This is a genomic window from Streptomyces celluloflavus, assembly GCA_000720995.1.
Taxonomy (GTDB): Bacteria; Actinomycetota; Actinomycetes; order Streptomycetales; family Streptomycetaceae; genus Streptomyces; species Streptomyces celluloflavus.
Genome location: JOEL01000008.1, coordinates 71087 through 83693, shown reverse-complemented (window position 1 = coordinate 83693; position 12607 = coordinate 71087). Strand labels below are relative to the sequence as shown.

Below are 12607 nucleotides of genomic sequence, written 5' to 3'. Positions count from 1 at the left end.
CCCGTGACCGGCGGCGGGAGCGGGGTCGTGCCCGAGCTGCCGCGAGGCGTGGCGATCGGCACCGCGAGTCCGCGGAGATGGTGCGGGCACGGGCTGCGGCGCTCTTCGATGACGTGGGCGCGCGTTCGGGCGCCGTCGGCTTGCTGGATCCGCGCCCGCCCGAACCGTCTGAGGCGTCTGCCCCGTCTGAGGCGTCTGCCGGATCTGCCGGATCTGGCCTGGGCGAGACGCCGGCTACGGCCGGGATGCCAGCTACGGCCGAGACGCCTGGCCTGACCGGGACGCCTGGCCTCGCGGAAACGTCCGTGCTGGATAAGGCGTCTGCCGTGGCTAGAGGGTCTGCTCAGGGGAAGGTGTCTGCGGCGCCTGACGTATCTGGCGTTCCTGATGTGCCTGAGGTGTCGAGGCGGCGCGACTCGTCGAACCGCGAGGACGACGCGAGATATCGACGTCGCGAGGCGTACCGATCCGGCGAGGTGCCGCCGGGTGTGCCGGGCCGTGCCATGGAGCGGATGCGGATCGCGGTGTGGGAAAGGCTGCCGCTGTGGGTGCAGTTACGGTGCGGCACCGACCCGAAGGCGCTCGGTGCGCTGGCCCTGGTGCTCGGGGTGGCCGTGACGTTCGCCGTCCACCATTTCTGGACCGGGAGCCCCGAGCCGGTGCGGGCTCCGGTGGCCGAGCAGGCCGTGGCGGCTCCTGGGCCCAACTCCCGGCCGCCATCGGCTCATGGGCGTGGGCAGGCGCAGGCGTCCATGCCGTCAGGGGCGGGCGGTCCGCCGGGTGAGGCGGGGCGACGCCTGGTCGTCGATGTCACGGGCAAGGTGCGACACCCCGGGATCCACCGGCTGCCGCCGGGTTCGAGGGTGACCGATGCCTTACAGGCAGCGGGAGGCGCGCTGCCCGGCGCGAATACCGCTGGGCTGAACCAGGCGCGGCTGCTGGCCGACGGTGAACAGATCGTGGTCGGCACCGGTGCCGCCGGGAGCGGGCAGGTGGCCGGAGCCGGTGGTGCGGGAGCGAGTGGCGGTGCGGCGGGTCCGGGAGCAGGAGCCGGGAACGGGCCACCGGGTGCCGTGGGCCTACCGGCCGGACCGGTGAGCCTCAATACGGCGACCGAGCAGCAGCTCGACGCCCTTCCCGGGGTGGGGCCCGTGATGGCCCGGCACATCATCGAGTTCCGTACCCGGCACGGCGGGTTCACGTCGGTGGACCAGCTCCGTCAGGTGAAGGGAATCGGCGAACGCCGGTTCGCCGATCTGCGCCCCTTGGTACAGCCGTGACCGCCGCCCGGGACGCGGTGCACGTCGCGTCCGTTTCGCCGCACGGTGCCTCAGATCCGCACCAGGACAGCCCGGTCGATCTGCGTCTCGTCGCGCCCGCACTGGCGGCCTGGGCGGCAGCGGCCATCGGCCTGGGCGCGCCGGGTGGGGGAGTGGCGGTCGCCTGTGCGGTGGCGGTCGTTCTCGCGGCGGTCGCGCTACGTGTGGCCGTGGTCCGGCGCGGGGCGGCGGATGAGTCGGTGGTGGACGGTCCCACGGCAGGCGGGTCCACGGTGGGTGAGCCCGGCGGACCGATGGCGGGCGCGCCGGTAGCAGGAGATCCAGCGGTAGGCGAGCCGCCGGGGGAGCGGGCCGCTGCGGGTTCGGCCGTGCGGGAACGAACCGTAGCCGTAGGGGTGCCGGTGGCCGTCGGGTCGCCTGCGGACGGCCCGACGGGGGACAGCCCGGCCGAGGAGGGGCCGGCCGTGGGCGGGGCGGTCGCAGATGAGCGGGGCGCGGGAGGGAAGGGGAAGGGGAGGAGGACGGGGGAGGCTACGGTCTCCGCCCGCCAGCGGACCGTGCCCCCGCGCCCCCGGTCGCCCCGTATCAGGTCGGCCGGTGCGCTGGTCGCCATGGCGGCGGCGCTGTTGTGCGCCGTCGCGGGGGCCGCGTCCGCCGCGCTGCACGCGGCGGATCTGCGGCGCGGGCCGCTGCCGGCCTGGGCTCAGCGGTATGCGCAGGTCACGGTCGAGCTGGAAGTGACCGGCGACCCACGGGTGACCCGGCCCAAGGTGCGTGGATCCCAACGGACACCCCCGTCACTGGTGTTCACCGGCGACGCCGTCCGTCTCACCGCACCGGACGGCGCGGTCACCGCCGTCCGTACGCCCGTCCTGGTCGTCGTACAGCAACACCGCGCGGGCGGAGCGAAAGACCGGGGCTCCCCGCAGCGCCTGGCCGCGGGTCCGCACGAATCGGGACGCGGCCCCGGCGGCGAGGCGGGCGGCGGGCCGTCCCCGGCATGGCGCGGACTGCTGCCCTCGACCCGTATCCGCGTGACGGCGCGCGCCGCCCCACCGATGTCGCCGGCCGACAAGGTCGCGGCCGTACTCCGGGTCACCGATGGCGCGCCGCCGCTCACGACCGGTGCGCCGTCCGCCCTTCAGCGGTTCGCCGGGAGCCTGCGCGCCGGGCTCCGGGAGGCCACCGACGGCCTGCGCCCCGATGCCCGTGCGTTGTTGCCCGGCCTCGTCGTGGGGGACACCTCGCGGGTGCCGCCCGATCTGGACGAAGCCTTCCGCGCCACCGACCTGACGCATTTGCTCGCGGTTTCCGGCAGCAACCTGACGATCGTGCTCGCCCTGCTCATCGGCCCGTCCCATCTCGCGGTACGCGCCGAGCGTCGCGGGCTGGCTCCGCTTCTGGGCCTGTCACTGCGCGGTACCGCTCTCATCGGCGGCGTGCTCGCTCTCGCCTTCGTCGTCGTGTGCCGCCCGGACCCGAGCGTGCTGCGGGCCGCCGCCTGCGGGCTGATCACGCTGCTGGCGATCGCCACCGGCCGCCGCCGCTCCCTGCTCCCCGCGCTCGCCGCCGCGGTCCTGCTGCTGGTTCTCTACGACCCCTGGCTGGCCCGTAGTTACGGTTTCCTGCTCTCCGTTCTGGCGACCGGGGCGCTGCTGCTGCTCGCCCCGCGCTGGAGCGCTGCCCTCCAGCGGCGGCGGGTACCGCCCCGGCTCGCTGAGGTGATCGCCGCGTCGGCCGCCGCGCAGGCCGTCTGCGCGCCTGTCATCGCCGTGCTCGCAGCCCGGGTCGGGCTGGTCGCCGTGCCCTGCAACCTGCTGGCCGAACTGGCCGTCGCCCCCGCCACCGTCCTCGGCTTCGCCACCCTCGCCGCCGCACCGTTCGCCCTGCCCGTCGCGCAGGCGCTGGCGTGGTGCGCGGGATGGCCCGCCGAGTGGATCGCCGGTATCGCGCGTACGGGCGCGGCGCTGCCCGGCGCGGAGTTCGGCTGGCCGGGCGGCTGGGCGGGCGGACTGCTGCTGGCGGCCGCCACCGTCGTCCTGGTGGCCGTCGGCCGCAGGGCGCTGCGCCGCCGCTGGCTGGGCCTGTTGTGCGCGCTGGCCCTGATCCTGGCGATCTGGCGACCGGCCCCGCTCACCCGGGTGCTCACCGGCTGGCCACCGCCCGGCTGGCGGGCCGTGGTCTGCGATGTGGGCCAGGGGGACGGTCTGGTCCTGGCGGCCGGGGACGGCACGGCGCTGGTGGTCGACACCGGCCCCGAGCCCCGAGCCATGGACCGTTGCCTGACGGACCTGGGCATTCGCCGTATTCCCCTCCTCGTGCTGACACATTTTCACGCGGACCATGTGGACGGGCTCCCCGGCGTGCTGCGCGGCCGGTCGGTCGGCGCGATCGAGACCACCACTCTTCAAGATCCCTCGGGACAGGCCGAGTTCGTGCGCCGCCAGGCCGCGGCCGCCCAGGTGCCGGTGATCCATGCGGTACCGGGGGAGCGCCGCCATTTGGGCCCGCTCACCTGGGAAGTCCTCTGGCCGCCCGCTCCGGCCACACCACCACTCCCCACCACACCGTCAGCCCCCATCCCACCCCCTCATACCGCGCAGGCCCCCGCCGCACCACCCGATCCCACGACGCAGGGCTCACCCGCCGACTCCTTCCCCTCGCCGTTCATCCGCGGCCCCAACGACGCCAGCGTGACGCTGCTCGTCCGGACGGCAGGGCTCACCCTCGCCCTGCTGGGCGACCTCGAACCGCCATCACAGCAAGCCCTGTTGGCCGCTCATCCGGAGCTGGGCTCCGTCGACATCCTCAAGGTGGCGCACCACGGCTCCGCCCACCAGGACCCCCAGCTGATACACCGGCTGGCACCGCGCCTGGCATTGATTTCCTGCGGAGCGGGCAACCCGTACGGCCATCCGGCACCCCGCACCATCGCAGCGCTGCGCGCCCAGGGCGCCAAGGTACTGCGCACCGACACCGACGGCTCCATCGCACTGCTCGGCACCCCGGAACGGCTCTCCGCGACGGTCCGCGGCAGCCAGGACGGAGGCCACCGAGTCCGGGGCCACCGAACCAGTGGCAGCCGCACCAGAGGTGCCGGCATAGACGGGGGCCGGGCGAGGGCCCGCCGGGCCGGGCTGTGTCGCGCCGGGGCCCGTCGAACCGGTGCTCGCCGGGGTCCGCAGCGCCGGCAGCGGACGCGCCGGAGGCCGCCGGCGCAGGGCCGCATACGGTGCCCGGCGGGCTCCGCCGGCCGGATACCGAACGCGTGACGGCATATCCGCACGATCTTCATCGCCGTGGGGGAGGGCTTGGCGTCGGGAATCTGTCCAGGAATGCCAGGAGGTTCGAGGGCGGCGGGCACTTTCGGGGCGCGTATGCCTGCGGAGGTACGCCACCGTCCGGAAGGGGGAGTCGAGTTGTTCTCCACCACGTTGCTCTCCCTGGCCGATGTCCGGATGCATCCACTGCCCGGATGCGATGTACGTCGCGTTCGTCCACTGTCCCTCCGTCCACCGTCCCTTCGTTCACCGTCTTCGCTCCCAGAGCCTTGTAAAGGAATCTTTCTAAAGATATCTTTACATTGTGTCCAAGCCCATGGAGCGTCCCGATATCGAATGTCCGGAACTGTCCGGGTGCCCTGCGCCGACCGGAGAGTCCGGCGACCCGCCCACGGACCCGTTCGCCGACCGCACCCGGCTGACCGACCCGCGGGCCCTGCGGGCCTATGCGCACCCGACCCGTATGGCGCTGGTCGGCCTGCTGCGCAACGAAGGTCCGCTCACCGCCACCCGCGCGGCCGCGCTGACCGGGGAGTCCGTCGCGAGCTGCTCGTACCACCTGCGGATGCTCGCCAAGTACGACCTGGTGCAGCAGGCCGAGGGCGGCCGGGGCCGGGAGAAGCCATGGCGGGCGACCACGCAGTTCACCGATTGGCCGAGCCACTCCGACGACCCGGCCGTGGTCGACGCCTCCGCGGCTCTGAACATCGCGGTCGCCGAGAACTACTACGCCAAGATGACGCGCGCCCTGGAACGGCGTCACACCCTGCCCCGCGCCTGGCAGGAAGCCGAGCAGTTCGGCGATGTCTCGCTCTACCTCACGGCCGACGAACTCACCGAACTCGACGACCGGGTAACCGAGTTGCTCGCGCCGTACCTGTCGCGCCAGTCGGACCCGGCGTCCCGCCCGGCCGACGCGCGGCCGGTCAGCTATCTGCGGGTCGCTTTCGTCCGCCATGGCGGCACCGCGGATGCCGTTTCTCCGGACCCGGGGGAGTGCTCATCTCCGGGACCCGGGGAGGCGGGCCGTCCGGGCTCCCGGGAGGTGTTCCCTCCGAAATCTCGGGAAGTGGGCTCTACCGGATCCGGGGAGAGCGCCTAATGAAGCCCCCGGGTGCGCGGAGTTCACCTCCGGCGCCTCGCCCGCAGTCCACGCATTCCCCGCAGTCCGCACACCCGCCACGCCCCGCACGGCTCTTACGTTTCCCGGTCATCCCCGAGCTGCTGCGCGAGCGCGTGTTCCGCCGCTACTGGACCGCGCAAGCCGTCTCCCTCATGGGCGATCAGGTATCCCTGATCGCCATCCCGCTGGCCGCCGTCCTCGTTCTGAACGCGGACGCCGCCGACATGGGCCTGCTCAAGACCGCCGAACTGCTGCCCGCTCTGCTGTTCAGCCTCCCGGCGGGCGCGTGGGCCGACCGGCGGGCCCGCCGACGACGGGTCATGATCGTCAGCGATCTGCTGCGCGTCCTCCTGGTTGCCTCGCTGCCCGCCGCTTACGCCCTGAACGTCCTCACCTTCGCCCAGCTCTACGCGGTCGCGTTCACGGTCGGCGCGCTCACCGTCCTCTTCGACGTCTGCAACGCCACCGTTTTCGTTTCGCTCGTCACCACGGACCGCTTGGTGGCAGGCAGCACCCCCCTCCTCAACGGCAGTCGCGCGATGGCCTTCGTCGGCGGGCCGGGTGCGGGCGGCCTGCTCATCCAGCTGCTCTCCGCGCCGCTCGCGCTCCTCGCCGACGCGCTGACCTTCCTCTGCTCGGGGCTGTTGCTGGCCCGAATAGCGCCCGCCGAGCCCCCGCCCGCGCCGCCGGCCAAGGGCTATGTCACCGAGGGGCTGCGCTGGGTACTGCGGCATCCCGCGATGCGTGCGATGTTCGCCGCCTCCGGGACGGTGCAGTTCTTCAACTTCATGTTCCAGACCCTCTTCGTGCTCTACACGACCACTGAACTCGGCCTTGGTGCAGGACTGTTGGGTGCGGTTCTCGGAGCCGGGGCGATCGGTGGCCTCATTGGCGCGGCCCTCGCCGGCCGGGTCATCCGCGGCCTCGGTGTCGGTCCGGCCATCCTCGTCGGGTTCGCCGGTTTCACCGTCCCGTTGCTGCTCGTCCCACTGTCCGCCGGGCCCACCTGGCTGGTCATCGCCCTGCTCTTCCTCGCCGAATTCCTCTCCGCCATCGGGGTGATGTTCGTCGACATCTCCTCCAACTCGCTGTCGGCCGCGCTGATGCCCGATGCGCTCCGCTCCCGGATCACCGGCGCCTCTCGCACCCTGAACTACGGGTTCCGCCCGCTCGGGGCTCTGGCCGGCGGCGCACTCGGCACGACTCTCGGCCTGCGTCCCACCCTCTGGATGGCCACCGCAGGCGCGATCCTCTGCCTCCTCTGGCTCCTGCCCTCGCCCGTGCCCCGCATCCGCACCCTCCCGAACCGGCCGACCACCCCACTCCCGGCCGTCATCCCACCCACGCCTGCACCTCCACCCCCACCCGCAACCCCGACCACCGGCCTGGCTCCGGCCGTCATATCGGAAGCCGCCACCGGCCGGGAAGCACCCTCTGAGCCGGACCGCATACCCGACGGCCGTCGGTGACGCCCGACGGCTGCCGGTGACATCCGTTGGTACCCGTCGGCCCCCGCTGTCCGATACCTCCTGTCGGCGAAATGGCCGCCTGGATGCCTCGCCCTGGATACCCCAACCCGGGCCAACTTGCACCAAATCGGATGTTCCGACCCGGATATATAGACTCCAGAACATGAAGCTGGGTGAAGGCGTCGAGTGGGGCCTGGGCTGTTGTGTGATGCCGGCCCGACTCGATGGGGAGGCGGCCGTGTCAGCCGTGTCGGCGATGTGGCTTGCCGGGGCGTCAGGGCTGCCGGTGCCGTGTCTGGACAAGCGGTTCCGGGGGCTCGTACGCGCTGGAGTTCCGAGGTCCGCCCCCGCCCCGGCGCGCGTGGTGGCTTATGGATGGCGCGTCCGCTGGAGCGGAGCACGCTCGTGGGCGTCGTCGCCGTGATCGAGGGCCCCGCCGACGCCTTCCGCTGTACCGGGATCCGCCGTCAGGGCGCCGGGGCCGAGGCGTCCGGCCGGGAGTTCGGGGGCCCCGGCGGCATCTCGGCGGTCATGCGCCAGGGCGAGTCGGTCTGGCGTCGTGAACTCGGCGTGCGGACCGTCGTCGACGTCATGGCCCCCACCCCCGTACCGACGGCGGACCGCGCCCGTCGTCGACCCGCCTCGGAAAGGATGCCCGCCTGATGGACACCGCCGACGTCTGGCTCCGCTATCTCCGCCGAATAGGTGCCGCCCGCCCCGCGTCCCCCGACGCCGACGCGTTGCGCACGCTGCATGTGAGCCATCTGCGGACCGTCCCCTTCGAGAACCTCTCCATTCACCTCGGTGAGGAGATCGTGCTCGCTGAGCAGCCGTTGCTGGACAAGATCGTCGGAGCCCGTCGTGGCGGCTTCTGCTACGAACTCAACGGCGCTTTCGCCGCGTTGCTCGCCGCTCTCGGCTACGACGTGCAGCTGCTGTCCGCCCGTGTTTTCGGCCCCGACGGCCCCGGAATCCCGTACGACCACCTCGCGCTGCGCGTCCGTACGCCCACCGGGCCATGGCTGGCGGACGTCGGTTTCGGCAAGCACAGCCACTACCCGCTGCGCCTGGACAGCCGAGCCGACCAGCCCGATCCCGGCGGTGTCTTCCGCGTCGTGGAGACGTCCGAGGGCGACCTCGACATTCTCCGGGACGGCGCCCCGCAGTACCGTCTCGAACAACGCCCGCGCGCCCTCGCCGACTTCGAGGTCGGCTGCTGGTGGAACCGGACCTCGCCGGCGTCCCACTTCACCCGGTCCCTGGTCTGCTCACTGCTGACCGACACGGGCCGGGTCACCCTCTCCGGCCGTACGCTCGTGATCACCGCGGATGACGGCACCCGCGACGAACGCGAGCTGCGCGAGGCCGAGGTCCTCCCCGCCTACCGCACCCACTTCGGCATCACCCTGGACCACGAACCCGAACTGGACGAACACCCGGGCTGAACGCCAGGACGAGCGGATCCCATGCCGGGACGATCAGATCCCACACCAGGACGATCGGATCCCACGCCAGGACAAGCGACCCCCACGTCAGGACGAGCGATCCCACCGTCCGAGCCCGACGTATCGATCCCACCGTCCGAGCCCGGCACATCGAACCCACCGTCCGGACCCGACGTATCGAGTTCACCGTCTAGGGCCGACGTCAGCCGGTAGCCCGGGGGCCGCCGCTCACTCGGCCTCCCGCCAGCCCTCGTACTCCGCCGCCAGCCCGTCCAGTCCCGCCGGGTCGTAGACACCCTCCGGGTCCTCGACGACCACCAGCCACTGCGCGTCCTCCGCGTCGTCCTCACCGGCCAGCGCGTCCCGTACGAGCTGGGGTTCCTCGGTGACGCCGAACCGTTCGGCCAGCGCCTCGGCCACCTCCTCCGCCGTGTCGCGGTCGGGCAGTACCAGTACGTGTCGTACGTGCCGTACGTGTCGTGCTTCGCTCACCGGGCCATTGTCCGGGAAGGCGCCGACGGGCGTCCGGGAGGGCGTCGGCGGGCCGGGCACCACGGTGTACGCCTTCGCGGACGGCCGTGTCAGTGGGGCGTGGGATGCTGGACGCGATGGCCAGGAAGACAGCTAACGACGAACCGCTCGCCCCCGTCACGATCGCGGTGGGCCAGGAAGACCTGCTGCTGGACCGCGCGGTGCAGCAGGTGGTGGCGGCCGCCCGTGCGGCCGATGCGGACACCGATGTGCGCGACCTCACCTCCGATCAGTTGCAGCCCGGCACCCTCGCCGAGCTGACCAGCCCCTCGCTCTTCGCCGAGCGCAAGGTCGTGGTGGTGCGCAACTCCCAGGACCTGTCCGCGGACACCATCAAGGACGTGAAGGGGTATCTCGGCGCGCCCGCCGAGGAGATCACGCTGGTCCTGCTGCACGCCGGCGGAGCCAAGGGCAAGGGCCTGTTGGATGCCGCCCGCAAGGCCGGTGCGCGTGAGGTGGCCTGCCCGAAGATGACCAAGCCGGCCGACCGGCTGGCCTTCGTACGGTCCGAGTTCCGTGCGGTGGGGCGCTCCGCGACCCCCGAAGCCTGCCAGTCGCTGGTGGACGCGATCGGCAGCGATCTGCGCGAGCTGGCCTCGGCCTGTTCGCAGCTGACCGCCGATATCGAGGGCACGATCGACGAGGCCGTCGTCGCGCGCTACTACACGGGCCGGGCCGAGGCATCGAGTTTCACCGTCGCGGACCGCGCCGTCGAAGGCCGCGCGGCGGAGGCGCTGGAGGCGCTGCGCTGGGCGATGTCGACCGGCGTCGCACCCGTCATGATCACCAGCGCGCTCGCCCAGGGCGTCCGCGCCATCGGCAAACTGGCCTCCGCCCCACGCGGCGCCCGCCCCGGCGACCTCGCCCGCGATCTGGGGATGCCGCCCTGGAAGATCGACCGGGTACGGCAGCAGATGCGCGGCTGGACGGCGGACGGTGTTGCGACGGCGCTGCTGGCGGTGGCCGCGGCCGACGCGGGCGTCAAGGGTGGTGGCGACGACCCCGAATACGCCCTGGAGAAGGCCGTGGTCGCCATCGCCCGCGCGGCCCGCTCTCGCTGACCCCGGCCGGACTGCCGGGAATCGGGGGCGAGGCCGGTGAGCTCGCCGGTTCAGGTGCGAGGTGCCGGGTATCGCTTCTGCGTTGACACGTCCGTCTGACCGGCGGCTGCACGTCACCCCTGTTCACCCACCGGTCTCGCCGCCGGGCGCGCACGGCGCCAGCTGTCCTCGGCCGCACACTTGAGGCGATCTCCAGAACGTGCGGTCGTCTCGATGTCGGCGGGGATCGAGTGCGGATCGCCCCCGTACGGCCGCCCAGCCCAGCCGTACGGGAGTCGCCCACGACGTCGAGGTACCGACACCGCGGGACCCCGGTCAAGTGGGATGAGCACGGCCTCAACCAGCGGCGACACATCCGTGGGGCATGCTGCGGGCCGGGACACGTCGAGCCCGGCCCCACCCGCAACCCCGACCACCGGCCACAACCCCGGCCCCACCCACAACTCCGACCACCGGCCTGGCCCCGGCCGCCACGCCGGACGCCGGCACCAGCCGGAAAGCACCCTCCAAGCCGCACCGCACACCCGACGGCCGGTGACACTCGTCGGCCCTCGCCGGCCCGGTTGGCACCCGCTGTCCGACCGCCGTACCCGTACCGCACACCCGCCACCGGCGCCCCGCCGTTACCGCTCCCCGCCGCTACCGCCCCCCGCCACCCCGCTGGAGGTGCTTGAGCGTTTCCGACGCGCTGGACTTCAGCATCTGCGTCACCTCGTCGCTGGTCGGCTGCTTGGTCGTGGCGGTGCTGGTGGAGTAGCTCGACCACGTCGACTGATACGTCAGCCCGCCGACCCGGACGGCGAGGATCACATACGAGCCGGTGGTGCTGCCCGCGTCGTTACGGGTCACCAGGTACGCCTCGTCGCCGAGGCCCTGGACCTGGTCGACCTTGTAGCCGACCGACATCCCCTGCTTCTCGTACGAGCGGTATATGTCCGCGAACTCCGGTGCGGGGTCGGCCTTCTTGTGCAGGGTGACGGCGTTGTAGACCCAGGTCGAGGAGTAGCCGGTGGTGCTCGCGCCCTCCTGCGTCAGCCCGATGTTGCACCACATGGTGTCCATGGACGTCTGCTGCGCACCGCTGTGCTGCGGATTGGGGTCCTTCGCGGCCGTACCGGTGTTCTGCGTCGGCTTGTAGTGCGCGTCGGTGAAGGGCGTCATGGAGGTGGCCGCGCACAGATCGTCCGTGTAGGCGTAGCCGGCGAGGTCGGGGCCGGACCCGGCGGAGAAGCCGCCGGTGGCGAACATCACGGACGCCCAGATCGCCGAGGCGGCGACCACACCGCCGAGCGCCCACAGCCATCCGGATACGCCCCGGCCGGTACCGCCCGGAGCGCCCGGCGCTCCCATGGGCGGCAGGCCCGGCGCCGGATAGCCGTATCCGCCGGGGGGCTGGGGCGGGGCCGGCTGTCCGTACGGGTTCAGTGGTGCGGGTGCCAGGTTCTGGGGCGCGGGCACCGGATTCGGCGGCACGGGCGGCATCTGGCCGTAAGGATTGGGCTGCGGCTGCGGCTGTGGCTGTGCGTAAGGATTGTTCTGATCCCCCGGTATTGACATGGACGCAGCGTAGCGGATCGTGCGGGGAACGGACCCTCGGAGGTGGCTACCTGCCCGGCGGCGACGCGAAGGCGCGGGCCGCCCCGTGACGAGGGCAATGTCCCGTGACGAGGGCACCGCCCTGTGACGCAGGGCCCCGCCTCGCGAGCGCCCCGCCCCGAGGCGGGGACCGAGCCCCGAGGAAGCCCCCGTCCCGAGCCCCCCGGCAAGCGTCGCGCCGATGCCCGCCCATGACAGAGCCCGCCCATGACAAAGGCCCCGCTCGCCCTAAGGAAGGGCGGAGGCGGGGCCTTCGTGTCAAGCGTTCGGGCTCCTTCGGCGGATTACGCCGGTCGAGCCGGGTGCGCCGCACCCGCGTGGCGAACGCAGGCCGTGTGCGGCGCGGTGGTGCACCGTTCAGGGAGCGGAGAGAGGGGCCGCTGAGTCCCTGGCGGCAGGGTGGTGCGGTAGAAGAAGGTGAGATCAGCCCTGGAGGCCGGCAACCTTCTTGGCCAGCGCCGACTTCTTGTTGGCGGCGGCGTTCTTGTGGATGACACCCTTGCTGACGGCCTTGTCGAGCGACTTGGCAGCGACGGCCTGGGCGGCGGCGGCCTTCTGGACGTCACCGGCCTCCACGGCCTCGCGGGTGCGACGGATCGCGGTCTTCAGAGCGGACTTGACAGCCTTGTTGCGCTGCCGAGCCTTCTCGTTGGTCTTGATCCGCTTCATCTGGGACTTGATGTTCGCCACGAAAGAGCCTTTTCAGGTTCGTTGGAGTTTCGAGTTGCGCCGCGTACCCCTGAGGGTCACGAAGCGCAGTGGACCAGGCTACCAGCAGCGCCTCGGGCGTCCCAAACCGGACCAAGCCCGCCGCTCATGGG

At 72.3% G+C, this 12607-nt stretch carries 10 protein-coding genes; 7 read left to right on the top strand and 3 right to left on the bottom strand.

Annotated features, from left to right (window positions below; all coding sequences use genetic code 11):
- Positions 1-488 precede the first annotated feature (488 nt).
- The 6 genes from IH09_RS36875 to IH09_RS09700 all read left to right on the top strand — a co-directional run bounded on the left by IH09_RS36875 (position 489) and on the right by IH09_RS09700 (position 8598).
- Positions 489-1280 (top strand): ComEA family DNA-binding protein, encoded by a 792-nt coding sequence (locus IH09_RS36875; RefSeq protein ID WP_242640678.1) that lies wholly within the window; start codon positions 489-491, stop codon positions 1278-1280.
- 611 nt (positions 1281-1891) lie between these two features.
- Positions 1892-4552, top strand: coding sequence for a ComEC/Rec2 family competence protein (locus IH09_RS09720; protein ID WP_240150889.1), 2661 nt, complete (start codon positions 1892-1894; stop codon positions 4550-4552).
- Between the two features lie 313 nt (positions 4553-4865).
- A complete protein-coding gene (locus tag IH09_RS09715) occupies positions 4866-5663 on the top strand; it encodes a winged helix-turn-helix domain-containing protein (RefSeq protein WP_318279416.1) in 798 nt (265 codons plus the stop codon).
- On the top strand, positions 5663-7153 hold the full coding sequence (locus tag IH09_RS09710; RefSeq protein WP_110952184.1) for an MFS transporter: 1491 nt from the start codon (positions 5663-5665) through the stop codon (positions 7151-7153). Before IH09_RS09715 ends, IH09_RS09710 begins: the two co-directional genes overlap by 1 nt.
- A gap of 375 nt (positions 7154-7528) precedes the next feature.
- Positions 7529-7816 carry a hypothetical protein gene (locus IH09_RS36870; protein ID WP_110952183.1) on the top strand — a complete coding sequence of 96 codons (288 nt, stop codon included), beginning with the start codon at positions 7529-7531 and terminating at the stop codon, positions 7814-7816.
- Positions 7816-8598 carry an arylamine N-acetyltransferase family protein gene (locus IH09_RS09700; RefSeq protein WP_052855717.1) on the top strand — a complete coding sequence of 261 codons (783 nt, stop codon included), beginning with the start codon at positions 7816-7818 and terminating at the stop codon, positions 8596-8598. Before IH09_RS36870 ends, IH09_RS09700 begins: the two co-directional genes overlap by 1 nt.
- A gap of 228 nt (positions 8599-8826) precedes the next feature.
- Here IH09_RS09700 and IH09_RS09695 read toward each other — a convergent pair whose 3' ends face one another.
- Positions 8827-9090 carry a hypothetical protein gene (locus IH09_RS09695; protein WP_052855809.1) on the bottom strand — a complete coding sequence of 88 codons (264 nt, stop codon included), beginning with the start codon at positions 9088-9090 and terminating at the stop codon, positions 8827-8829.
- Positions 9091-9206: 116 nt separating this feature from the next.
- Between IH09_RS09695 and holA the strand changes: the two genes are divergently transcribed.
- Positions 9207-10190, top strand: a complete 984-nt coding sequence (gene holA / locus IH09_RS09690; protein WP_052855808.1) for a DNA polymerase III subunit delta — start codon at positions 9207-9209, stop codon at positions 10188-10190.
- 639 nt (positions 10191-10829) lie between these two features.
- On the opposite strand, the gene IH09_RS09685 is transcribed toward holA, so the two are convergent.
- A complete protein-coding gene (locus tag IH09_RS09685; RefSeq protein ID WP_110952182.1) occupies positions 10830-11747 on the bottom strand; it encodes a hypothetical protein in 918 nt (305 codons plus the stop codon).
- 462 nt (positions 11748-12209) lie between these two features.
- Positions 12210-12476 (bottom strand): 30S ribosomal protein S20, encoded by a 267-nt coding sequence (rpsT, locus tag IH09_RS09680; RefSeq protein WP_052855715.1) that lies wholly within the window; start codon positions 12474-12476, stop codon positions 12210-12212.
- Positions 12477-12607: the final 131 nt, after the last annotated feature.

What these genes read in the sequence shown, in the direction of transcription:
- IH09_RS09720 (WP_240150889.1), top strand. Translation starts at nt 1,892, where the DNA reads ATGGCGGCGGCGCTGTTGTGCGCCGTCGCGGGGGCCGCGTCCGCCGCG.
- IH09_RS09700 (WP_052855717.1), top strand. Translation starts at nt 7,816, where the DNA reads ATGGACACCGCCGACGTCTGGCTCCGCTATCTCCGCCGAATAGGTGCC.
- holA (WP_052855808.1), top strand. Translation starts at nt 9,207, where the DNA reads ATGGCCAGGAAGACAGCTAACGACGAACCGCTCGCCCCCGTCACGATC.
- IH09_RS36870 (WP_110952183.1), top strand. Translation starts at nt 7,529, where the DNA reads ATGGCGCGTCCGCTGGAGCGGAGCACGCTCGTGGGCGTCGTCGCCGTG.
- IH09_RS09710 (WP_110952184.1), top strand. Translation starts at nt 5,663, where the DNA reads ATGAAGCCCCCGGGTGCGCGGAGTTCACCTCCGGCGCCTCGCCCGCAG.
- IH09_RS09685 (WP_110952182.1), bottom strand. Translation starts at nt 11,747, where the DNA reads ATGTCAATACCGGGGGATCAGAACAATCCTTACGCACAGCCACAGCCG.